Source organism: Alloalcanivorax gelatiniphagus (genome assembly GCF_005938655.1).
In the GTDB taxonomy this organism is placed as follows: domain Bacteria; phylum Pseudomonadota; class Gammaproteobacteria; order Pseudomonadales; family Alcanivoracaceae; genus Alloalcanivorax; species Alloalcanivorax gelatiniphagus.
Window position 1 is genome coordinate 149522 of record NZ_VCQT01000038.1, and the last position, 22077, is coordinate 171598.

Here is a 22077-nt window from a genome sequence, read left to right on the forward strand (position 1 = left end):
CCCCCGCCCGGGCCAGCTACCCGCGGTTATACGCCCCGCAAAATACTCTGCAACATGTCATACCCGGCGCCGATGGCCTTGCCTTTCTCGGGTAAGGATTCAACGAAAGCCCGGTTCGCGGAAAGCCGCGCCCTGAATTCATCATGAACGATTGAAGCATCATAAAACGGGCCGCGACGGTCCGCGTTGACGCCACAGTAAAAGCAGATCACCGCCATCGCCTCGAACGCAATGTCGGGATTATCACAGCCGGCCATATCCACGAGGATATCCTGCGCGTGATGACCTTGCTGAGGGCAGAGAATCGTGGCCAGACACCCCTGCCAAAGCTGACCTCTGCTGCGCCACGCTTCTTTCAGGGCTTGCCAGTCGCCGGCTTCGAATTGAGCCAGGAGCTCCTCGGCATCTTCGGCCTCGCCGCCATCGCACCAGTCCTGGGAGTCGTAATCCTTGCCGTCCAGAAAATGATCGAAATCGTCGAATGTGGTGGACCCCATCTCCGCCCCTATCGGCCACCCAGGCCGAACAATCGTTTGAGAAAGCCACCCGACCGCTTCGGCTTCGGAACCGGCCATTCTTCAGTTCCGAAGCCGGCCTCCGTCAGATAGGCCGACCAGACATCAACCCCAAGCTGCGCGGAAAGAGCATCGATCACTTCGAGAGCCCGACGCTCAACGCCCTTGGCTTTCTCAGCGAACACCTCAAACGGCACCGCTATGTTGTCGTACTCGTCGCCGTCGTCAGGGTCGGATTGCCTTATATGGAGATCGTCACCGATACGAACCGCCTGTATTTGCCAGCCCTGATCCCCATCTTCAAAGGGCTTCTCCGGGTCATTGTTCAGCCAGGAAGGCGACGACCTGGTACCGGCGCACCTTGCTAAGAACGATGCTCCATAATCAGCTCCGAATGACCGGTGTGCTCGTCAATCTGCTCTTGGAGCACCGAAAATCCGTTGTTCCGATAGAAGCGGATGCTGGCCGCATTCTCTTTGTACACGGTCAGCTTCAATTTTGCTCGCCTGCTCTTCGCATCATCAAGCAAGACCGAACCAACCCCTTTGCCCTGCGAACCCGGCGCCACAAAGATCGCCGCCAGGGTGTTTTCGTACAGGCTGTAGAACCCGACCACAACTCCCTCATCTTCATAGACAAAGGTCTCAGACGCGGGGATGTATACATTACGCATCTCCCCCATCTTGGATTGCCAAAACGCCGGTTCGATGAAGTGATGGGCTTCGATTGAAGCAGCTAGCCAGATTGCCAGCACCTGATCAATATCGGCGGGCCGATAATCGCGAATCATGTCTTATTCTCATCGGATATTAAAAGAACGTTTAAGCGAGGAAGCGCTAGCACTGCCATAGGAACTTGGCGGAATCACTGCCGTCACAGTTGGAACAAGTACGCCACCCCACCGCCGCCGAAATTCATCTCGGTCCTCCAGTCCGGCCCCTGCTCCAGCTGAGCCAGCTGAGCCAGAAATTCCATGGCCCTGCCGCACCTATCGCAATCGGGAACCTCTTCAGCCTGGAGCCATAAGGGCTCCCCGAAGAGCTGGCGGAATGCCCACGTCTCCGAGAACCACGCCGCCCTGCAGCTCCTGCAACGCCAGGTCATCCGGGCGCCTGTCGGCCACAGCGGCAAGCTCCCAGGCACGCCTTCATGGCACTTAAAGCTCGCGCTCATTAATGGTTGGCAACGGAATAAATGCTGGCGCGTTGGACCTTAATTTTATAACGCAGCTAAGATAGCGCCAGAAAACCGGTTAACACTTTCTTAACCGCGCCATTTTATTCAAATTATCAATGGCGAACCTTGACTTAATTTCTATTATTTCCTTTGGCCCAGTGCAATACCTATAGGTCGGGCATGATCTGCCCGGAGCGGGATCCCAGAATCGCTCATCGTGAAAAATTATCCAGTGTCTATAACGCTTATCATCCGGCCAGGGCACGTAAAGCAATGCCGAAATGCCTTTTTTTAAATGCTTTCTGCAGAAAAAACTGACCTCCAACGACGACAAAAACCTCTTAATTTGATCCCGCGTAACGTTATCATCATCTATATTCTTGCATCGCTTATTAGACATTAATTTATATGTTTCTTTGTAGGACTTCCCGATGACATTTGCCATGCAGGCGATCCCACACCCTGAATCTGATGAAGGCTGCTTAATCATTTTTCCACCCAAAACAACACTGAACTTTACAACAACTGATAACCCCGAAGCGACGGCGAAATGAGAAGGCCAATCGGGTCTCTTTTGGATTATTCACACTCCTTCACTTCATAGTGCCTTTCCACACCAGAGGTGACTCTAACCCATTCGGACGACTGAACGCGGCGCTGGTGGGCATCAAATGAGGCCCGATCAACAAACTCTTCGGACACGCAAAAGACATTCTTATTGTCCGGCTTCTGTGTCACCTCGAAGCGTAAACAGCCCGCCTCCTCAAGGGTCAACCGGATGTGATTGGGAAGCTCCGCCAGGACGGCGGCAAGGTCCACGTCGAGGACAACGATATGGCCCTCAAGAATGATCCTGGCCACGGGCTAACTACGTGGCTCGACGTTCATTGAACGACATTCTTCTCGAAACGGGTGGACTATCTTGAAGACCCCGTCGACCCGAGGGGCGGTGGTGCTCTCCGGCCTGAAGTGACCGTAACCCAGTGGCGTAACTCCCCGTTTCAGCAGCATCTTTTAGCCTTGAAAATTATCTGGCGCGGCAGGAGCTGTTCTCAATCACAGCTGAAAACAACGAAAACATATCGGGATCAAGCTTAGTGCCGGCTTCCTCGCTCAGGATGCTCATGGTCTCGTCGTGTGACCTGGCGCTATGGTAAGGCCTACCGGTGGTCATCGCATCATAGGCATCGACGACCAGGAGAATTCGGCAAGCCCTTGGAATCTGCGTACCCGCCAGCCCGTCAGGGTATCCGCTCCCATCAAACGACTCATGGTGATGCCTGACGATGGATGCCACCTCGGCCGCGTTCGGCAGCAATACAGCCTTGACGATGCGCTCCCCGATGGTCGAATGAGTTTTCATCTCCTCCCATTCTTCCGGTGTAAGCCCCCCTGGCTTCAACAGCACCCTGTCACGTACCCCAATCTTGCCCACATCATGCAATTGGCTGGCAATACGCAGGGCATCCAATGAAGAGGCGCTCAGTTTGGCTGCCTCGCCCATTGCCAGCGCCAACCTGTGGACCCGGTCGCAATGACCTCTGGTATAGGTATCGCGTGCGCACAAAGCGGTGATAAGCGCGGGACAGGGATTTTGCCAATCCGGCATGTTGGTGGAAGACATCGCCCCCCCCTTCTGGTGACGCCCAACATGTAATGAAACGCTGGCTCCAGTACCCAATGGGTGGCCAGCCCGTGATCACATTGCTGTTTGCGATATAGGCAAATAAAAGCATAAATTCAAGCAGGCCACAAACCCCACGACTTCGCCGCTCCCGCTTCCTGGTAAGCACATTGGCGATGGGCGGCGTCCGAACTTAGTGCTCCGATTCGTATTGCCATAGATGGCCGCCGTATCGCACCATCTTGCAGTCTTCAAGGAGGGAACTCGATCCCTTATTTTCGATATCCCACCCACTCTTTAAGCAAAATGGCGTACTGCCTGGTATCAACGAAGACAGGGCGCCCATCACTGTCGTTCTCGAATGAAACGAACTCTTTAAAGGTCCCTTCGTGTCGCATTCCTAATTTCTCACAAAGACGCTGTGACGCGACGTTATCGTCTTCCACGTAGGCAAAGAGGCGGCGGGTAGACTTCGCCGCGAACAAATACTGGAACAAGGTTTGCGCGGCCTCGGTGGCCAGCCCTGCGCCGCCAAACCGGGCATTGAAGTTCCACCCGACGGAGAACGTATCCGGCTCATCCCCGGCATGCGCAAACAGGTCACCGATCAGCTGGCCGGTATCCTTCAGACACACTGCGACATAGTCATCGCTGCTGCTACGCTTCCTGACATCCTTAAGCGCGGCGGCCATGTCCTCAAGTCTTTGTGAAAAGAAGCAGCTCACCCGAGGCTCATGCAGGTACTCGAACAGGCCTGCGGCGTCTTCCGCCGCGAAGTTTCTAAGCAACAGCCGATCAGTCTCAATCGCTTTCATAAACTATCCACAAGTGCTGGCACCGAAACCGCCGAGTGTACCCCCGTTTGAGGCAGGGGCCTCTATCCGGGACGTGGATCCGTGTGCGCACCTTCCGGGGCTTCTGTAGGAGCGGCTTCAGCCGCGATCAACCCCGACGTCATCTTCATCGCCACTGAACCAGAAACCACCCAGTCGCTCCGACCCAGAGGGCCCGGAAGGGCTCGCCCCCTGAGCCACTCCCCGGCTGACGCGTAGTTTCCCGCCAAGGTGCGATGAACCTTTTTCATGAGCACGGGCTGGGCGTCAACACCGGTGTATCAACGCGCAATTCGTGCTCAGGCCCCTGCTCTAATTGAGACGGGGATTCTGGCGAAACCCATATTGGTTTATCCCATACCCAACATGAAGGTATTTCAACGGCCTTCCCTTTAGTGTCCACGTCCAGCAACCTTGCCTTTACCACCCAACATTGACCAGCAGAGCCATATGGATACTTAATAACCTTGGTAATTTCCAGCTTCGTTCCGGGCTCAAGAGTTTTGACAAGTTCGACATCCTTATTTTTACGACGAAGACTCTGACCCTCCGTGCTCAAAAACAAATATGACCACGTAAACTTCATTACGCGCTCTTTATCCGAGCCACTAACTTTTAAAAGCTCACCTTCTTCCGTGAATTCATAGCATTTACCAACGATACCGCCAACCACATCTGTCTTTGAAACATCTACAGCGGCACACCCAGATAAAAAAGCGAGCAAGACCAATACCGAAATTTTCATGGATTTCTCATAAAGCCCGCATTTACGGCTGGTTTGGTTCGCACCGGAAAACCGGCCCAACAACACGCGCTTATTTGGCAGAGTGCTCACTCCGTAATCTCCCAATGCTCCGCAAACCGAGCTTTTGCCACTTGATACATGCCCTGCCACTCTTTGCATCCCTCATGGCAGTGAACCGCAATAGAGATCTTCCCCATTTCCGGCGCGCCCAACAGAACCAGTTTCAGCCCATCCACCCTTTCCGCAACGGCAATGGTTGTCGCTGTGCCACTTGGGAACTTGCGAGAGCCGTCTTCGGACGTCAAATTATTTTCGATAGCCAATTCATTCAACACCTCACGCGCCTTAATCAAATTCTCTTTTGACGCAGGAAAGGAGAATGTTACTTGAGGGCTGGATGACTCAGCTGAGCAGCCGAATATGACTGCCAGCGCTAATACCAGGAATATATTTCGCATACTCTATTTTCCGGCTCACGCCTGTTTTCAGGCGCATTTCAGTCGCCTGCAACACTTTTTTCGCCCCGGCCTTCAGCAAGGTCCACCCCGCCAAATTCGGCAACGATACTTGGCGACCACAATCGCCAAGCGATCCATCCGAACAAGGTCGACATGCCAAGCGCGAATAAGGCTGCCACCACCCTCATTAGCGTCATCATAAATTCGAAATTAGATTGAAAATCCGGCGCAGCGTCCGGTGCAATGGGCATTTGCGACATGACTATTTGCTGAAGAACCAGCCCTCCAAGATTCCAAAACACTCCGAGAAGCATGAGCGCGACGAACGCGATGCGAGCCCAATTTTTCCTTTTAAGGAGGCCGATGGAAGACGCAAGAGTGCCCAGGCATACAACCAGAAATGCTGCGAATATGAGCTCAATGTGCCCAAGAATGAACATTGCAGCGGCTGGCATTTGCTCCACGGCTTGACCTGACATGTGTTGCCTCATCTCATCCATTGGCATTGCGAAGTGCAACATCAAGTTCTGAAGAAGCGAAACCAATGAGGCGAAACCACTCAGCACAATAAAGATCCACGCAACCACGGTTACAAAGTTGGAGCGGGGAGTGCTTGCGATAGACATTGATATTTTCCTCGGAAGGGCTAACGCCGATGATAAGCGGCGCCCGGCTAGGGAGTCCGGTGGAAGCCGCAGGCCGGAACGAACTTAATTGACTGGTCAAATGCCATACTCACGCTCTACCCGCGCAACACGAACTCGAAAGCTTGAGTACCATTTTTTATGGCCAAGTCTCTGGGCTTCTTTATGCTCTGCGTTCTTTTTCCAATTAGTAATGGACTCCAGGCTCTCCCAGTAAGAAACGGTGATACCTAAACCCTCGCGCACGGACTCCATACCCAAGAAGCCCGGTTGACTTTCAGCCAACTCGACCATGCGGTCTGCCATTGCCCCGTAGCCATTGTCTCCCTCGGTGCGATGGCTACTAAAAATCACCGCGTAATACGGCGGATCAGGAGTTTTTGCTATCTCTGACATAGTCCCCTCTAGACATTTAACGCAAAGCTCTGGGGCGGCTGGAGCGAAGCGTAAACCGTCCCAGCCACGATAGTGGTGACAACAGCCCCTTGTTATGTTTCATTGCTAGCACTAAGTAATTTACTAAGCTCATGCTTAGATTGTTCTGGTGTTTTTCCTGCCGTATCCAAAAAAATATCAGCCGAATACCACAATTGATATTCCCTTGAAATTACGCTTCCCCAGTCAGGAGGTACAAGATTTGGAATATCCGATTTTCGGCTTTCAACTCTGCTTCGATGTTCTGATTTATTTGAGCAGATAATTTCTATTTCCGTATAGGGCGCCTCAGCTTTTTTAGCGATGCTTACCCATGCTTGCCGAGACTCCGCAACTGGATTAGTAGAGTCAGCGACTACTGAAAGACCGTTTCGCAAATTGTCCAATGCTATAGAAAACGCAATTTTATAGCCTTCATCGTAAAGGTTTTTAAAGCCTGCATTACGTAATTCTTGTTCAATGGTGTCAATACGAATGTAAACCGCGCCTATAGACGACGCCAAGAATTTGGAAAGTTCGCTCTTGCCTGTTGCCGGAAGGCCGCCGAATATATACAGCATCGAAATTTCCACATTTCACCTGAAACATAACGCGAAAACGAAGCGGCGCGTCTCACGGGTCTGCCTTCCGTGACTTGTTATACCCGATCACTAAAAGCCAACTTAAGTCCGAGCGCAGCAAAACTTGTAGCGAAAATTCTCTGCATGACAGTGCCGGCTCTTTTTGACCTAACAATATAATCGCTAAAAATGCCTGAAAGAAGACCGTACACAATAAACACAGCAAAAGTCATAAGCATAAAAAAAAGCCCAAGAACCATCATACTAACTAGAACGCTATCGGTTGTGCTAGGGATAAACTGTGGTAGAAAAGCCAGAAAGAATATAGAAAGTTTAGGGTTTAAGATATTGATCAAAAACCCTTTTACAATAGTGTCAGTGTATCGCGTAGCTGACTTATTATCTTTCAAAGAGAGTGGACCCGAAGATCGCCACATTTGCCATGCAAGATAAAGTAAGTATGCAGCACCAGCATATTTTACAACCTGAAACGCGAGCGCACTGGTATGAAATATAGCGGCAAGACCCAAAGCGCTTGCTAAAAATGCAGGTACGATACCGAGGGTGCAGCCGAATGCAGCAAATATACTGGCACGTTTACCTACGAAGAGCCCTGTTGCGACGGTATACAAAACCCCAGTTCCTGGAATTAGAACCACCACTAGGGAGGTGAGTAAAAACTCTATAGAAATCATCTCAAGTTTCCCTTTCCGTTAAAGGGTATAACGCCAGTGGTACTGGGTGGCAACGGAGCTCAGCGTAGTTGGCATTCCATTGACCACATTGTTACACATTGATCGAGTACTTGAGGTCGCGCGCCTCATCTCCAGTCATGCCACGAAAGCCCCAACAGTGGGGTGGCTGCTCCTTGATCGTGACCTCAACATCCACGGGCGATATGCCAACCTCGGACTCAATCTTGCTGAATAGCTCCTTGATCAAAGCTTTTTGGGTCTCGGAAGCTCTACCCTCCATCATATTGATCTCGATGGCAGTGTATGCGGGCGTCCTACCACCGGGGTAATAAAAATCCTCAGATTCCATAGGGATAAAGCGATGAGCCCGCTTGTCTTCAGGCATACCGAGTACGGACTGCATACATCCGTGAATGACCTCAGAGAGCTGAGCCTTGACCGGATTAAGGTGTTCTTTGATTCCATAGATAACTACCACGGTTCCTCCTGCAATGTGTAACGCCCGCAGCACGCGCGGCTTTGTAGTGAAGGCAAGCCGCAGCGGAAAAGCCGCCGCTGTGACTGCGATTGTTAGGCTTCTGCTGAATAGACGTCAAAACCGTTCATCATATATAGCAGGCAGCACAAGTTCACGGACGTAAGATGCGCTAGACATGTTAATGAGGGTATTTACAACGTTGACTACGTCGTGAACGGGTACAAGTTGTCCGTTACCTCGGAGAGCGGCTTCATCCAATGGCACAGAAAGAGCATCGTCTGTGTTGAGGTAGCCAAGCTGCAAACAAGTAACCGCTAAACCGTCCTTTCGGAAACCCTCTCTCAATGCGTCACCAATACCTGTCAGGGCAAACTTTGACGCGCCAAACGTAACTTCCGGACGTCCACTCTGGCGAAGCCCGGATGTTGAACCAGTAAGAATCAATCGAGGATTAGTGGAATTGAGAAGTTTGGGAATAAGCCTTTTTAGCAGCAGTATGGTTCCAGTGATGTTGATATTCACCATCCCAACAATGCTCTCATCAGAATCATCAAGAAACTTGTACTCATCCGTAAAAGCCGTCTCTTCCCAGACTCCCAGATTGTATATCAGCACATCCAGCTCCGGGGGAGTTTGCCGCTCAATCTCTAAGGCTGCCTCCAGAGGGGTTCCTAGGTCCGCTTCGATCCAATCAAGACTAACGAAATCAGGCAGCTTAAGCTCTTTCGGACGCAGGCGTGAAACACCAACAACATTATCACCAGCCGTGCATAACCCTTCTACAAAAGCTCGACCCAGGCCTTTACTCGCCCCAACGACCATTAACTTCATGAACCAACCCTCCTTTTTGCCTAACGCCCGCAGCACGCGCGGCTTTGTAATGGAGGCGCAGCCGCAATGGAGAAGCTGTCGCTGTGCCTGCGATTGTTAGCCATGTAGAGCTCCCTCAAATATTGCCTGGATCTCAGAAGTCGCATTTTTCAGTGTGTCCAAACGCGTCGTTTGATTGACCGCTGGAGAATAGGCACTCCAAATCTCGCTCTTTAGCTCTGAAAACCTTTCCCGGCTCCTACCTGTCAGATACAACCTAACGATATGCTCCTGGCTATTAATCTCATAAAAACATTCAGAAATAGCCATGTCTTTGTCTTCTTGATCAAGGCTCGTATCGTAGAGAATATCTACAGCCGCTTTGCGAAACTGGTTCAAATGGCTTATGAACCCAGCAAACGCGATGCTTCGCTGTTGCCGAAGCCACTTTTCATATTCTGTTCGGCGAGTCAGAAAGGCGCCTAGAAAACCGCCCGCCACGGAAAAAAAACCTGCCACGATGGCAACATTCAACCCAATGTCTTCCCCACAGTACATTATCTATACTCCACTTAGGTCGATTAGCAGTGCTGGCTAACGCTGCGGACGCGCGCTCGTGATCTGCTACCACTTTCGTGGGCACTTTCAGGCACACGCACCGAAGTATTCCTCCGGCCTTTTTTACCCGATCCCTGAGTGGAGCCGATCGCGATTGTAGAAGTCGATGTACTCCACGATTCTTGTCACTGCTTCGATTTCATTAGCGAATCGGCGCTGATGCACCAGTTCTGTTTTCAGTGTATGGAAGAAGGATTCCACGGTCGCATTGTCCAGTAGATTCCCCTTCCAGCTCATGCTCCGGCGCATGCCGGCCTGCTCGACCAGACCCCGATACTCATAAGCGGCATACTCGATGCCCTGGTCGGAGTGGAGCACACAGCCCGGCTGCGGGCATTGTCGTGACAGCGCCATGCGAAGCGCACTCTTGGTCAGCTCCGCATTGTCGAGCGACTGAACGCCCCCCCACGCGACGGCTGAACAGATCCGCGACCACGGCATGTTAAAGCCAGCCACTCGGCGCCCTGATGTAGGTAAAATCCCCGGCCCAGGGCTGCCCTTCGCCCGAGGGCGGCGCGTCCTCGGCCAGTACGTTGCTTGCCGAAGTATAGAAAGCATGTCCACCCGGGTTCCACACATAAAGCCCCTTGGTGGAGGCATGAACGCCGGCTTCTTTCATCAGCCTGGACACCCGCCGGATGCTGCAGGACAGGCCACTCTGGCGGAGTTGCTGATGCACCCGCCGGGCGCCATAGGCCCGGCGGAAGCCCTGGTTAAGCTCGACAATCGCGCCCATCAGCAACTTGTCATGGCGTCGGTGATCGCTCTCGGCACGACTTAGCCGCTGCGGGAGACGCCGAGCAGACTGCATGGCGGTGCACGTCACGGTGGCCACGGTTCTTCTCAACCAGCTCATAGAGCCTTACTTTTTCCACTGGAAGAACCGCTCGGCCTTTTTTAGCAAATCAATCTCGTCATCGCTCTGGGCCAGTTGCCGCTCCAGCTTTTTGATCCGTCTCTCCGCAGCGGCCAATTTCTCTTCGGCCACCTTGGTCGGATCTGCTCGGGTCGGCCGCCGCTCAGGGGAAGGCTTTTCCGTTTTCATGCTTTTATTCTCCCTGAGCTCGCCCCGCCTGGCCTCCATCTGCCAGCGATAGAGCATCACCGGATGGATACCCAATGACTCTGCTACATCCTTGGACTTAACGTCAGGGTGATTAGCCAACGTACCGGCTTGAATCTTGAAAGCCAGGATATAACGATCATATTTTCTCTTCTTGGTCTGTCCCACTCTGCACCTCTCTCACGAACAGAAAACTCTGTCCACAAAAGTGGTTACAGATAACGGCGTATCCGTTGTGACGAAGGAGCAACGGATGCGACGTCGCTTTGCCCGCGATTGTTAGGCGCCACTTGGCTCGCAAAGACCTTGCCCGTGAGACATCTCGGCCAGTTTCAAAAGCGAGTCTTGGTAAGGGGCTCCGCCCACCTCCATAACCGATCTTATTTCGCTTATACAGTCCCACACGACCCTCCGCCATTTGAATGAGCTGTAGTTCATGGCGTCTTGTAGGATCATGGACGCGGTCAGTAGCGTATTTGATATTACAGTTATATTAGAGGGAAACCTCGGTGCTGGCTCCAAACCCGTTATGGTAAAAAAGTCTTGCTGGCCGTCGTTTGCCATAGGATGAACATGCGTGGAGGCGTAATCATAGCCGTATTTATACAGAAACTGCATTCCCATGTCTTTTGCTACTGCTGCAGCTTTTGGTCGCTTCCAAACCGGCTTGCTTTTCTCGAGAGCCCTTATTCGCTCCTTTTGTTTCTCGGATAGGTTGTATACCCAGCCCACGGCTTGGCCTTTGAATAGCTCGTCACTTTTCACCCGGTTCTGGGCTTTGTACTGCTCATAAAACGACCAGCCATCAAAAACTTCAAACTCATTTTTTTCTCCGAGGCTATGCAGATGAAACATCCTATCTACAAGGACTCGATGTATAGCCCACGCACTTTGATAATCCTGATTGTCCCATAGCAAAAAAACGCTTTTGAGGGTTCTAGCGGATCGGGCAACGAAGTTTCTAATGATAATGTTTTTCGTATCGCATTCATGTCGCGCGAAAGCGAAAAGAAGCATTCCGCTGACAATGTAAAGAGCGTCCGCTGCAGCGCGGTATACTTCAACCGGTTGATGTTCTTCCGACATGCCGATCTCGTTGCTGGTCCTACCCATAAAAAGTAGACACTGTTATGCGCATCTGCGCTCAAATTCTGCCGGACCGATATTGCCGAGGGCAGAGTGTCTCCGTTTGCAGTTATAAAAGATTTCAATGTATTCGAAGGTACCGGATTGAACCGCTTCAATGGAACCAAATTGCTCGGCATAGATCAGCTCGACCTTGAGCCGACTGTAGAATAATTCCATTACCGCATTATCCCACCAGTTACCATGCCGGCTCATGCTGGGCAAACAGTCGCGCGAGCGAATCATGTCCAGGTACTTCACAGAGCGGAACTGGACGCCGCGATCCGAGTGGATGATCAACCCGGGCTGAACATCCCGGGTTGCGAAGGCCATGCTGAGCGCGTCCATTGCGAGCTTCTCCGTCATCGAAGTGTCGAGCTTCCACCCTACGATGGTCCTGGAATAGAGATCCATTACCGTGGCCAGGTACAGCCAGCGCCCATTGACCCTGATATAGGTAATATCCATTACCCACTCCTGGCTCGGGCCCTCTGCACGGAAGCGGCGACGCAGGAGGTTGTCTTCGACGTTGATCATCGTCGGACTGGCCGGACGATAATGAAAGCCTTTGCCATTGCGAGCTCGAATGCCGCGTAATCGCATGATATTGGCCACAAAGTTCTTCGAGTAAGGCAGCCCCGCCGCCTTCAGTTCCAACGCCAACCTGGGCGCGCCGTAGCGCGCCTTGAACTCGCCGAACAAATCGATCACCTTGTTCTCGACCCTCTCCCTGCGAAATTCCTGGGTATATACATGGCGTTGTTTCTTGACCATGACACACCTCCGTGTAGGGGCGTCCCTAACTATAAAAGGTGTCTACTCCTTGTGGGTAACTCGGTCATCTAACGCCTAAGCTCAGTTGCCGCCGGAGCAGCCAAAGGCTGCTGAGGGAACCCAAAGCGTGCCAGCGCTTTGTGCTGTCAACTGCAGCGACTTGCTGGGTGCTTAGTCATGCAAATTAAATATTTTTCGGAACTCAACTTCCGCTGAAGAACGCTTGCCTACGCCGCTTCGTATGACGCCTTTAATGCTCCATTTCGGCTTCTGTGTGCCTTTGACATTCTGGAGCTCAGTATTCGCGGCGACTCCGGCTTGAATGAGAAAATCTTCGATCTCAGTAATTTGCGTCTTATTTGTCACGCCTTGCTGGTTAGGATGAACCACGAAATACATCAAGGGCGTCCCTTTAGCGTAGTTGCTGAACCCGTTCTGATATTTGTGGCGATTGCTCGGATTGAACGTCTCTTGCTTGAAGCTCACGCTAGCTTGCCCGATATAAACGGGCGTAAGGCCGCCACCACTTCGAATTACAAAAACATAACAACCGCGTTCAGCTGCCAAGTGCGAAGCTTTGCTTCCGTCGTTCCAGAAATTATCGAAAACAAGCTGCCGCCCCCCTTTTCGGTTTTCCCACTCGATTTCGTGCGGGCCGTCAACTGTAAAGCTAGTCATGCATATTCCTCACCCAACCGGCATTAGGACGCCGTCTCGAATATCCAATGAACGCGCAGGCGTTATATCACGTTATAGTTTTTGGCTTCGCCGAATAAAACCAGAAAACTCAACAGGTTACAAACCTGCCGCGTTGTCTGTCCCTGTTCGCTTGATTTCTTCAGTTCCGAATTACCATGACTCCGTTTATATAAACAGCCCCAAGAGGGTGGCCATGCATACGGATAGTGGGAGGCGCCCAGGGCTCCGTGATCAGTTTCGCGATGCCATTCGAGTGGGCCATTACAGCCCGCAGGGGCGAATCGCCGGCTGCTGGTTTGAAATGGAGAGGTGATCGTTGGTTTAGAGGCTGATCGCGGCTGAAGCCGCTCCTACAGGGGCGTGTAGGAGCGTGTAGGAGCGTGTAGGGACGTGTAGGGGCGTGTGGGGGCGTGGTGTGCGTGATCGGGCGGGCGAGCGGGGCCGTCGGGAGGGGAACGCCTCAGGGGGCGAGGCGTTCTCGGGTCCAGGTGGTGCCTTGTTTGAGGTAGCGGAAGCGGTCGTGGAGGCGGCTGGGGCGGCCGTGCCAGAACTGGATTTCTTCCGGGGTGATGCGGTAGCCGCCCCAGGTTTCGGGCATGGGGATGGGGTCGCCTTCCGGGTGTTGTTGGGCGAGGTTGGCCATGTCCGCTTCCAGTTGTTCGCGGGTGGTGGGGCGGCTTTGTGGGGAGATAGCGGCGCTGAGCTGGCTGTCGCGGGGGCGGCTGGCGAAGTATTCCCGGGCTTGTTGGGCGGGGAGTTTTTCGGCGCGGCCGTTGACGATGAGCTGGCGGTCGAAGGGGCCCCAGAACATGACGAAGGAGACGTTGGGGTTGGCGGCGATGTCGTCGCCTTTACGGCTGTCGTGGTGGGTAAAGAAGACGAAGCCGCCGTCCTCGATGCCTTTGAGCAGGACCACCCGGCTGGAGGGGCGGCCGTGGCCGGAGACGGTGGCCAGGGTCATGGCGTTGGCCAGGGGCAGGCCGGCGTCGATGGCTTCATCGACCCAACGGCGGGCCTGCTCGACCGGGTCCGCCAGCAGGTCGGCTTCGGTGAGGCCGGGGGCGTGGTATTCCTGGCGTACGTCTTTCATGGGGGCCCTTGTGCGTTTGTTCGTGGTTTGGGGATTGTAGCTGAAATAGTAGGGGGGGGGTTGGTTGTTTGGGGTCAAGGGTGGAAGGGTGCGTGCTGGGGGATCGCGGCTGAAGCCGCTCCTACGGGGGGGGTTGGTGGCGCGCTGAGTGGATGATCCGGTGGCGGCGGGTTGGGGCGGGATTCGTTATCCTGGGCGGATGTCATTCAATACCATCGAGATTAACAAGCAGCGGCAGGATTTGAGCGGACGCGAGAGCGTCTGGTTGTTCGGCTATGGGTCGCTGATTTTCAAGGCGGATTTTCCTTATCTGGAGCGGCGGCCGGCGAGCATTCGCGGGTGGGCGCGGCGGTTCTGGCAGGGGTCCCACGATCATCGCGGTACGCCGGAGGCGCCGGGGCGGGTGCTGACGCTGGTGGAGAGCCCGGGGACGGTGTGCGCGGGCATGGCCTATCGGGTGGCGCCGGCGGTGTTCGATCATCTGGATGTGCGGGAGAAGAACGGCTATTTGCGGTTTTCCACCGCGATGACGTTCGCCGATGGCGGGCACGAGGAGGGCCTGGTGTACATCGCCACGGAGGACAACGCGGCGTTTTTGGGGCCGGCGCCGGAGGCGGCGATCGCGCGGCAGATCGCGGTGAGCCATGGGCCCAGTGGGCCGAATCGGGATTATCTGTTGAACCTGGCCGAGGCGTTGCGGGAGTTGGGGGCGGAGGATGAGCATGTGTTTGCGTTGGAGCGGTTTTTGTTGGCGCTTTGACGCATTTGCCGGGGCGTGACGCCAAACCAGCGTTGGAAGGTGCGGCTGAAGTTGGAGGGGTCCTGGTAGCCGAGCCGTTCGGCGATGCGTTCCACCGGCACCGTGGTTTCCAGCAGGTACCAGGCGGCCAGTTCGCCGCGCACGTCGTCCAGCAGTTCCTGGTAGCGAGTGCCTTCGGTTTTGAGCTTGCGGATCAGGGTGCGAGGGGACATGGCGAAGCGGTCGGCCATCTGTTCCAGGGTGGGGTAGTCGCCGTCGCCGTCCAGCAGCTCGATGCCGATGCGCTGGCTGAGCGGGCCGCCGCTTTGCAGTTGCTTAAGCTGGTGCTCGCAGTCCCGCAGGGCGGTGCGGTGCAGGCCCGGGTCGGCGGTGAGGCAGGGGGTGTCGAGCACCGCCTTGGGCAGGGTGATGGTGAGGTGCTCGGCGCCGAAGGTCACCGGGCAGCTCAGCCGTTCGCTGTAACGGTCCGCCCAGGGTGGCGCCGGGAAAGGCACCTGAATGCGGGCGTCACGCAGGCGCCGGGAGGTGACCGTGTCCACCAGTTGGAAGTAGGTGCCCAGGATCGAGCCGGTGTTGAATTCCCGCATGTCGCCCAGGTCCACCTTTTCGTGGAGGGTGAGCCGCCCTTCCCGTTCGTCCTCCTCGAAGCTGAGCTCCACCAATTGGAAGCGCACCTCCACGAAGCGGGCCACCACCTTGAGCACGGCGCGCAGATCCGGCGCCGAGACCACCGCGTAGCCCAGGGGACCATGGGCGGAGACCGAGGTGGCGGCGCCGATTTCCAGGCCCAGCCAGGGGGTGCCGGTGAGCGCCACGGCGCGCCGTTCCAGGCGTGATACCTGTTCCAGGCTCAGGTAGCGGTGCTCGCCAAGCAGTTGTTCCCATTGCAGCCGGGTGCCTTCGAAAATAGCCTCGTTGCTGAAGCCCTTCTCATGCAAATAGGCACACAGCAGCCTGGGGTAGACTGGGTGGATGGCGGGGCGCAGACGATCTGTGTCGGCCATGGGGCTGTCCTGTTCGCCGGTTGACGCGTTGGGCTGTCACTTTATGACGATTTATTGCCACCTTACTCGGTGCTTCGCAAGGTCCGGAGGAGACATTCTGTTTCCATGGATCAATCCAACGACGAATAACAATAGCGAGGCCACTATGAGTAAGGCAGGCGTGTTCACCGGACCCTCCGGTGTCGTGTACCGGGACCGCAAGCGCAAGCTGTGGTTTACCTCCATCTTCGTGCCGGCCATCGTGTTCGTCGGCCCGGCGTTGTATTTCGCCACCGGCAACGCCTGGACGCTTTGGATTCCGCTGGTGTTCTACTACCTGACGGTGCCGGTGCTGGACATGATCATCGGCGAGGATCTGAGTAACCCGCCGGAGGAGATCGTCCCGCAGCTGGAGGAAGATCCTTACTACCGCTGGGTGACCTACGCCCTGGTGCCGCTGATTTGGGGCGCCTGGTTCTTCGGGGCCTGGTTCGTGGGCACCCAGGACCTGCCCTGGTATGGCGTGCTGGCGATGATCTATCTGATCGGTGGCACCTGTGGCGTGGGCATCAACCTGGGCCATGAAATGGGCCACAAGAAGGGCAAGGGCGAGCGCTGGATGGCCAAGTTCGTGCTGGCTCCGTGCGCCTACGGCCACTTCTTTATCGAACACAACAAGGGCCACCATAAGGACGTGGCCACGCCGGAGGACCCGGCTTCCTCGCGCATGGGCGAGAGCATCTGGAAGTTCGTGGTGCGGGAAATCCCCGGCGCGGCCAAGCGCGCCTGGCGCCTGGAAAAAGAGCGCCTGGAGGCGCAGGGCAAATCGGTGTGGTCCCTGGAGAACGAGATCATCCAGCCGGCGATCATCACCGCCGTGGCCTGGGGTACGGTGCTGGCGATCTTCGGCATTGGCCTGCTGCCCTATATTCTGGCCACCGCCTTCTGGGGCGCGTTCCAGCTGACCTCCGCCAACTACATCGAGCACTACGGTCTGCTGCGCCACAAAACCGCCAGCGGCCGCTACGAGCGCACCCAGCCGCACCACAGCTGGAACAGCAACCACATGTTCTCCAACTGGGCCACCTTCCACCTGCAGCGCCATTCGGATCACCATGCCCACCCCACCCGGCGCTACCAGAGCCTGCGCCACTTCGAGAACCTGCCGACCCTGCCCAACGGCTACTTCGGCATGTTCTTTATCAGCTACTTTCCGCCGCTCTGGTACAAGGTGATGGACAAGCGTCTGCTGGAGCACGCCGGCTATGACGCGCGCAATATCAACTTCGACCCGGCCCGCCGGGAGGAGCTGATTCGTAAGTACGGCATCCAGTATGGGGATGCGCCGGCGAAGGTGGCTGCCTGAGAGCCGCATTTCGCGACTGAAGTCGCTCCTACAGCGCTTGGTGCCGTAGGAGCGGCTTTAGCCGCGATCCAGCTTGTGGCACCAACCCCGCCGCCAGTAACATGGCCGGATGAGCGACGACATCCATTTCTACCAACCCTCCGCCGGCCACGGCCTGCCCCACGATCCTTTCAACGCCCTGGTGGCGCCCCGCCCGATCGGCTGGATTTCCTCGCAGAGCCCGGACGGCGTGCTCAACCTGGCGCCCTACAGTTTCTTCAATGCCTTCAACTACCGGCCGCCCATCGTTGGCTTCGCCAGCATCGGTTACAAGGACAGCGTGCGGAATATCGAGGCGACGGGAGAGTTCGGCTGGAACCTGGCCACCCGCCCCCTGGCGGAGGCCATGAACCAGAGCTGCGCGGCGGTGGCGCCGGAGGTGAACGAGTTCGAGCTGAGTGGTCTGACGCCGGAGCCGTCGCGGATTATCAACGTGCCCCGGGTGAAGGAAACCCCGGTGTCCTTCGAGTGCCGCCTCAGCCAGGTGCTGCGCCTGACCGGCGCCGACGGCGCCGAAACCGACACCTGGCTGGTGCTGGGCGAGGTGGTGGGGGTGCACATCGCCCGACATCTGCTCAAGGACGGCATCTACGATACCGCCGCCGCCGAGCCGATCCTGCGCGCCGGCGGCCCAGCGGATTATTTCACCGTCAACGAGACGACCCGCTTCCAGATGTACCGGCCGAAGACACGATAACCGCCATGACGACCTGCCCCTGCCAATCCGACCTCCCCTACGAGGACTGCTGCGCGCCGCTGCATCGCGGTGAGCCGGCGGCCACGCCGGAGGCACTGATGCGCTCGCGCTACAGTGCCTTCGTGCGCAACGATACGACCTATGTGGCCGAAAGCTGGCACCCGGACACCCGCCCCACCGGGCTGATGCTGGATGACGGCGACCATTGGCTTGAACTCAAGGTGCTGGACAGCGACGCCGACGGCGACCGGGGGCGGGTGCATTTCCGCGCTCTGCGGCGCAACGGCAAGGGCTTTTCGGTGCTGGAGGAAAACTCACGGTTCCTGCGTGAGGGCGGCCACTGGTTTTATCTGGATGGCGACAGCAAGGTGAGCAATCTGAAGCCGGGGCGCAACGATCCCTGCCCCTGCGGCAGCGGCAAGAAATTCAAGAAGTGCTGCGCGGCCTGACGCGGGCATCCGTCTCTAGACCCAGTAACGGCAAGGCATCACTGAACCCTGGTTGATCGCGGCTAAAGCCGCTCCTACGCCGGGATTCGGTGGAAATCGGGGAAAAAAGAGCGGGCCGTCCGTGACCCAAGGGGGGTAAGAATGGACCGCGACATGTCTGTATCGCGGGGTTCAGTATCGCCCGCCCGGCGCCGGCCCGGTAGCCGGTTCACACAGGTTCCTTGCCCGATTCTGCCGGTGGCCCCGCCTTCTCTTTCCGCTTTTCGAGCTGGTGGCGGTCCTCGGTCAGGCCGATTTGCCAGTAGCCGCTGGCGTAGAGGCGGTGGCGCTCCACCTGGCGTTCCTCGGTGAAGTAGCGGCGCAGGGCGCGCACGGCGCCGCTTTCGCCGGCCACCCAGACCGCCGGCGAGCCGTCCAGCCAGGGCAGCGCCAGCACCGTGTCCACCAGGCCCAAGGCCGGTTGTTCCGGGTTCGGGTGGACCCGCCATGTGACCTGGATGCCATCCGGGAACGGCAGCGGCTGCTGGTCGGCGGGGTCGAGGATGTCCAGCACCGCGTAGCCGCGGGCGTGGGCGGGCAGGCGTTCGATGTTGGCGCCGATGGCGGGCAGCGCGGACATGTCGCCGGCGAACAGGAACCAGTCCGCGTGGAAGTCCACCAACTTGGGCTTGCCCGGCCCGGCGAAACCGACCCGGTCGCCGGGCCGGGCATTGGCGGCCCAGCCGGAGGCCGGGCCGTGGTCGGCGTGCATCATGAAGTCGACCACCACCTCGCCTCGGCCACGATCAAAATGGCGCAGGGTGTAGGTGCGCACGAAGGGTTTGTGTTGGTCCGGCGTGTCGTTGAACGGCGGCAGGGCAATGTCGGCCTGGCCGGGCCGGGGAATCAGCAGTTTGAAGTTGGCGCTTTCGTGGTGGTCGGGGAAATCACTCAAGTCACCGCCGCCGAGCACCACCCGCTTCATGTTCGGGGTCAGGTTCTCGGTGCGCAGCACCTCCAGGATACGGGGCGCGGGTCTGGGCATGGGTCACCTCAAGGAAAACGGGGGCGCTTGTGACGCCCCGGCAATTAGTAGACAATATCAACCATAAACTCACTGGTTGATATTGTCAACCAATCACATCATGCCGAAACCCATGCCACACCAAGCCGATATCCGCCAGGTGCTCTGGCAGCTGGCCTTCCAGTTCAAGGTCAGCAGCAAGCGCGCGATCCGCGACTACGATCTGCCGATCAACGGCATGCACGTGCGTCTGTTGCAGATGATTCACCGTCAGCCGGACTGCACCGCCCAGCACATCGCCACGGTCACCGGCCGCGACAAGGCGCAGATCACCCGCGTCATCAAGGAACTGGAGAGCATGGCGCTGATCACCCGCACCCCTGATCCGGCGGACCGCCGCAGCCAGTTGCTGGCGCTCAGCGAAACCGGCCAGAGTCTGATGGCGCGCATTCAGCAGGCGGAAGACGAGGTCAGGAAAACGCTGCTGAAAGGCATCCCGAAAAAGGATGTGGAAGCCTTTATCGAGATCGGTAACCGGATGTTGGATAACTTGCGGGAAGAGAGTTAAAAGTTAAAAGTTGAAAGTTAAAAGGGGTGCTAATTTCTTGGGCCCTCGCCCATTCGCCTTCACTTCAAGCGCGGGCACGGCGGAGGGCCTCAAGCAGACCCTGTCCGCGTTTCAACTTTCAATTTTCAACTAAAAAAAAGCGCGGCCTGCAACCGCGCCGAACCATAACCTTTTCTGTCGCGGGCTAGCGCTCGTACTCCTTGAGTTTCTGCATGGCGATGGTGCCCACCACCGGGCCGATGGCCAGCAGGCCGAAGGCCGCCGGCCAGCCCCAGGCGTTCTGTACCACCGGAATCAGCCAGAGTGTCGGCACCGTCAGCACGAAGCCGATGGCCAGTTGCAGGGTGAGCGCGGTGCCCACGTATTGCTGGTCGCCCAGCTCGGTGATCACGGTGGAAAACTGCGCCGAGTCCGCCACCACCGCGAAGCCCCATACCAGCCCCACCAGCAGCACCAACGGCAGCGGCGCGCTGTGCAGAAAGCCGATCAGTAGGGCGCAGGCGCCGGACACGATCATCGCCGCCGAGGTGGTGTTGCCACGGCCCCAGCGGTCGCCCAGCTCACCGCCCACCCAGCAGCCCACGGCGCCGATGGCGATCACCAGAAACGCCAGCAGCGCCCCGGTGCCGCCGGGCTCCGCCCAGCCGTCGTTGTGCAGCACCTGGGTGATGAACACCGAGAACCAGGCCCACATGGCGTACAGCTCCCACATGTGGCCGAAGTAGCCGATCGACGCCAGCCGCACCGGCCGGTCGGAGAAGGCGCGCCAGGCCTGGCCCGGGTTGAAGGGCGCGCGGGGAAAATCAAAGGGCCCGTCGCGGCCGAGAAATTCAGCGATCACACCGCCGGCCAGGGTCAGCACCGAGGTGGCCAGGATCACCAGGCGCCAGTCCAGCCCGCCCAGGCCGTTGACCAGATGGGGGGTGGCGGAGCCCAGCGTCAGCGCCCCCACCATGATGCCCAGGGCGGTGCCCCGTTTGACCTTGAACCAGGTGGCCATGGCTTTCATGGCCGGAGGATAGACGCCGGCCAGAAACAGCCCGGTAAGGCCGCGCAGCAACATGGCGCCGGTGACCCCGGGCTCGATGAGCAACAACAGATTGGCAAGCGCCGCGCCGATGGAGCCGAACAGCATCAGTCGGCGCGGCGGAATCAGATCCGCCAGGTTGAACAGGGCGGAGCCCAGGGCGCCGACCACGAAGCCCAGCTGCACGCTGATTGTCATCCACGCCGACTGGCCCGCCGTCAGCGACCACAGATCGCGCAGTTGCGGCACCACCGCGGTGGCGGAAAACCAGGTGGTCATGCCCAGCAGCATCGCGCTGGCGAGGACCGTGAGGCCCTGCCAGCAGCCGCGCGGATCACGGCGGATAACGGCGGCCGGATCCACCGCGTTCATCGCGGCAGCGCGGCGGTGTAGGTCACCGCTTCACCGCTGATGCACACTTCACCGTTCTGGTTTTCCACGGTGGTCCGAATGGTGCAGAACGGTTTGTCCTCGCGCACGTTGAGCACTTCCACCCGGCCGGTGATGGTGTCGCCCACGTAGACCGGCTTGGAGAATTTCCATTCCACGCTGAGGAACACGCTGCCCGGGCCGGGCAGGTCCTCGGCCACCACCGCATTGAGAATGCCGGTGGTGACGCCGCCCTGCACGATCAGGCCGCCGAAGCGGGAGGCTTCCGCCGCCGCCTTGTCGGTGTGCAGCGGGTTGTAGTCGCCGCTCATTTCGCTGAACAGCTCGATGTCTTTCTCGGTGACGTCCTTTTTGCGTTCGGCGATCTGGCCTTCGCGGGGCATACCGTGACGGGTGTCGGTCCAGCCGTTAACGGCCTTGGATTGATCATTGGCGCTCATGGGTACTCCTTCT

31 protein-coding genes are annotated in these 22077 nt (G+C 57.0%); 6 read left to right on the forward strand and 25 right to left on the reverse strand.

What is annotated here, in order from left to right; genetic code table 11:
- Nucleotides 1–26 precede the first annotated feature (26 nt).
- Together FGS76_RS13025 and FGS76_RS13030 are read right to left on the reverse strand one after the other, a co-directional pair.
- Nucleotides 27–575: a hypothetical protein gene (locus tag FGS76_RS13025; RefSeq protein ID WP_138773089.1), complete on the reverse strand. Its 549-nt coding sequence runs from the start codon at nt 573–575 to the stop codon at nt 27–29.
- A 304-nt stretch (nt 576–879) separates the two neighbouring features.
- Nucleotides 880–1305: an N-acetyltransferase gene (locus FGS76_RS13030; RefSeq protein WP_138773090.1), complete on the reverse strand. Its 426-nt coding sequence runs from the start codon at nt 1303–1305 to the stop codon at nt 880–882.
- A gap of 817 nt (nt 1306–2122) precedes the next feature.
- Between FGS76_RS13030 and FGS76_RS19795 the strand changes: the two genes are divergently transcribed.
- Nucleotides 2123–2245 carry a hypothetical protein gene (locus tag FGS76_RS19795; RefSeq protein ID WP_276607934.1) on the forward strand — a complete coding sequence of 41 codons (123 nt, stop codon included), beginning with the start codon at nt 2123–2125 and terminating at the stop codon, nt 2243–2245.
- A gap of 25 nt (nt 2246–2270) precedes the next feature.
- Here the strand turns inward: FGS76_RS19795 and FGS76_RS13035 are convergent, their stop codons facing one another.
- The 19 genes from FGS76_RS13035 to pdxH form a co-directional block, all read right to left on the reverse strand.
- Nucleotides 2271–2552, reverse strand: a complete 282-nt coding sequence (locus FGS76_RS13035; RefSeq protein WP_138773091.1) for a putative quinol monooxygenase — start codon at nt 2550–2552, stop codon at nt 2271–2273.
- 166 nt (nt 2553–2718) lie between these two features.
- Nucleotides 2719–3315 carry an HD-GYP domain-containing protein gene (locus FGS76_RS13040; protein ID WP_138773092.1) on the reverse strand — a complete coding sequence of 199 codons (597 nt, stop codon included), beginning with the start codon at nt 3313–3315 and terminating at the stop codon, nt 2719–2721.
- Between the two features lie 272 nt (nt 3316–3587).
- Nucleotides 3588–4130, reverse strand: a complete 543-nt coding sequence (locus FGS76_RS13045) for a GNAT family N-acetyltransferase (RefSeq protein WP_138773093.1) — start codon at nt 4128–4130, stop codon at nt 3588–3590.
- Nucleotides 4131–4395: 265 nt separating this feature from the next.
- Entirely contained in the window at nt 4396–4983 is a 588-nt protein-coding gene (locus tag FGS76_RS13050) for a hypothetical protein (RefSeq protein ID WP_138773094.1), read from the reverse strand.
- Nucleotides 4980–5351, reverse strand: a complete 372-nt coding sequence (locus FGS76_RS13055) for a hypothetical protein (RefSeq protein WP_138773095.1) — start codon at nt 5349–5351, stop codon at nt 4980–4982. The genes FGS76_RS13050 and FGS76_RS13055 overlap by 4 nt, the downstream gene beginning before the upstream one ends.
- A 38-nt stretch (nt 5352–5389) precedes the next feature.
- On the reverse strand, nt 5390–5977 hold the full coding sequence (locus FGS76_RS13060) for a hypothetical protein (RefSeq protein WP_138773096.1): 588 nt from the start codon (nt 5975–5977) through the stop codon (nt 5390–5392).
- A 96-nt stretch (nt 5978–6073) separates the two neighbouring features.
- A complete protein-coding gene (locus FGS76_RS13065; RefSeq protein WP_138773097.1) occupies nt 6074–6391 on the reverse strand; it encodes an antibiotic biosynthesis monooxygenase family protein in 318 nt (105 codons plus the stop codon).
- A gap of 92 nt (nt 6392–6483) precedes the next feature.
- On the reverse strand, nt 6484–6990 hold the full coding sequence (locus tag FGS76_RS13070) for a P-loop nucleotide/nucleoside kinase family protein (RefSeq protein ID WP_138773098.1): 507 nt from the start codon (nt 6988–6990) through the stop codon (nt 6484–6486).
- Between the two features lie 77 nt (nt 6991–7067).
- A complete protein-coding gene (locus tag FGS76_RS13075) occupies nt 7068–7685 on the reverse strand; it encodes a LysE family translocator (protein ID WP_138773099.1) in 618 nt (205 codons plus the stop codon).
- A gap of 91 nt (nt 7686–7776) precedes the next feature.
- Nucleotides 7777–8163: a tautomerase family protein gene (locus FGS76_RS13080; RefSeq protein ID WP_138773100.1), complete on the reverse strand. Its 387-nt coding sequence runs from the start codon at nt 8161–8163 to the stop codon at nt 7777–7779.
- A gap of 114 nt (nt 8164–8277) precedes the next feature.
- Nucleotides 8278–8994 carry an SDR family NAD(P)-dependent oxidoreductase gene (locus FGS76_RS13085; RefSeq protein WP_138773101.1) on the reverse strand — a complete coding sequence of 239 codons (717 nt, stop codon included), beginning with the start codon at nt 8992–8994 and terminating at the stop codon, nt 8278–8280.
- A 96-nt stretch (nt 8995–9090) separates the two neighbouring features.
- Nucleotides 9091–9507 carry a hypothetical protein gene (locus FGS76_RS13090; RefSeq protein ID WP_138773102.1) on the reverse strand — a complete coding sequence of 139 codons (417 nt, stop codon included), beginning with the start codon at nt 9505–9507 and terminating at the stop codon, nt 9091–9093.
- Between the two features lie 147 nt (nt 9508–9654).
- Complete coding sequence (locus tag FGS76_RS13095; RefSeq protein ID WP_170214469.1) at nt 9655–10047, reverse strand: IS3 family transposase; 393 nt, start codon at nt 10045–10047, stop codon at nt 9655–9657.
- The gene (locus tag FGS76_RS13100) at nt 10034–10426 is read right to left on the reverse strand and encodes an IS3 family transposase (protein ID WP_170214470.1); all 393 of its coding nucleotides are present in this window, start codon (nt 10424–10426) and stop codon (nt 10034–10036) included. Before FGS76_RS13100 ends, FGS76_RS13095 begins: the two co-directional genes overlap by 14 nt.
- A gap of 27 nt (nt 10427–10453) precedes the next feature.
- Complete coding sequence (locus tag FGS76_RS13105; protein WP_240692537.1) at nt 10454–10822, reverse strand: transposase; 369 nt, start codon at nt 10820–10822, stop codon at nt 10454–10456.
- 111 nt (nt 10823–10933) lie between these two features.
- Nucleotides 10934–11740, reverse strand: coding sequence for a DUF5677 domain-containing protein (locus FGS76_RS13110; RefSeq protein WP_138773105.1), 807 nt, complete (start codon nt 11738–11740; stop codon nt 10934–10936).
- Nucleotides 11741–11782: 42 nt separating this feature from the next.
- Complete coding sequence (locus tag FGS76_RS13115; protein ID WP_138773106.1) at nt 11783–12553, reverse strand: IS3 family transposase; 771 nt, start codon at nt 12551–12553, stop codon at nt 11783–11785.
- Nucleotides 12554–12724: 171 nt separating this feature from the next.
- Nucleotides 12725–13231 carry a hypothetical protein gene (locus tag FGS76_RS13120; protein WP_138773107.1) on the reverse strand — a complete coding sequence of 169 codons (507 nt, stop codon included), beginning with the start codon at nt 13229–13231 and terminating at the stop codon, nt 12725–12727.
- Between the two features lie 481 nt (nt 13232–13712).
- Nucleotides 13713–14342, reverse strand: a complete 630-nt coding sequence (pdxH, locus tag FGS76_RS13125) for a pyridoxamine 5'-phosphate oxidase (protein ID WP_138773108.1) — start codon at nt 14340–14342, stop codon at nt 13713–13715.
- Nucleotides 14343–14541: 199 nt separating this feature from the next.
- Between pdxH and FGS76_RS13130 the strand changes: the two genes are divergently transcribed.
- Nucleotides 14542–15102, forward strand: a complete 561-nt coding sequence (locus FGS76_RS13130; RefSeq protein WP_138773158.1) for a gamma-glutamylcyclotransferase — start codon at nt 14542–14544, stop codon at nt 15100–15102.
- On the opposite strand, the gene FGS76_RS13135 is transcribed toward FGS76_RS13130, so the two are convergent.
- Nucleotides 15012–16106 carry an AraC family transcriptional regulator gene (locus FGS76_RS13135; protein WP_138773109.1) on the reverse strand — a complete coding sequence of 365 codons (1095 nt, stop codon included), beginning with the start codon at nt 16104–16106 and terminating at the stop codon, nt 15012–15014. The genes FGS76_RS13130 and FGS76_RS13135 overlap by 91 nt on opposite strands.
- Before the next feature lie 145 nt (nt 16107–16251).
- Here FGS76_RS13135 and FGS76_RS13140 point away from each other — a divergent pair, with 145 nt between their 5' ends.
- The 3 genes from FGS76_RS13140 to FGS76_RS13150 all read left to right on the forward strand — a co-directional run bounded on the left by FGS76_RS13140 (nt 16252) and on the right by FGS76_RS13150 (nt 18636).
- On the forward strand, nt 16252–17451 hold the full coding sequence (locus FGS76_RS13140) for an alkane 1-monooxygenase (protein WP_138773110.1): 1200 nt from the start codon (nt 16252–16254) through the stop codon (nt 17449–17451).
- A 109-nt stretch (nt 17452–17560) separates the two neighbouring features.
- Nucleotides 17561–18187 carry a flavin reductase family protein gene (locus FGS76_RS13145; RefSeq protein ID WP_138773111.1) on the forward strand — a complete coding sequence of 209 codons (627 nt, stop codon included), beginning with the start codon at nt 17561–17563 and terminating at the stop codon, nt 18185–18187.
- A gap of 5 nt (nt 18188–18192) precedes the next feature.
- The gene (locus FGS76_RS13150; RefSeq protein WP_138773112.1) at nt 18193–18636 is read left to right on the forward strand and encodes a YchJ family protein; all 444 of its coding nucleotides are present in this window, start codon (nt 18193–18195) and stop codon (nt 18634–18636) included.
- A 208-nt stretch (nt 18637–18844) separates the two neighbouring features.
- Here FGS76_RS13150 and FGS76_RS13155 read toward each other — a convergent pair whose 3' ends face one another.
- A complete protein-coding gene (locus FGS76_RS13155; RefSeq protein WP_138773113.1) occupies nt 18845–19660 on the reverse strand; it encodes a siderophore-interacting protein in 816 nt (271 codons plus the stop codon).
- A 112-nt stretch (nt 19661–19772) separates the two neighbouring features.
- Here FGS76_RS13155 and FGS76_RS13160 point away from each other — a divergent pair, with 112 nt between their 5' ends.
- On the forward strand, nt 19773–20207 hold the full coding sequence (locus tag FGS76_RS13160; RefSeq protein ID WP_138773114.1) for a MarR family winged helix-turn-helix transcriptional regulator: 435 nt from the start codon (nt 19773–19775) through the stop codon (nt 20205–20207).
- A gap of 184 nt (nt 20208–20391) precedes the next feature.
- Here the strand turns inward: FGS76_RS13160 and FGS76_RS13165 are convergent, their stop codons facing one another.
- The gene (locus FGS76_RS13165) at nt 20392–21606 is read right to left on the reverse strand and encodes an MFS transporter (protein ID WP_138773115.1); all 1215 of its coding nucleotides are present in this window, start codon (nt 21604–21606) and stop codon (nt 20392–20394) included.
- Nucleotides 21603–22064 carry a MaoC family dehydratase gene (locus FGS76_RS13170; RefSeq protein WP_138773116.1) on the reverse strand — a complete coding sequence of 154 codons (462 nt, stop codon included), beginning with the start codon at nt 22062–22064 and terminating at the stop codon, nt 21603–21605. Before FGS76_RS13170 ends, FGS76_RS13165 begins: the two co-directional genes overlap by 4 nt.
- Between the last annotated feature and the right edge of the window lie 13 nt (nt 22065–22077).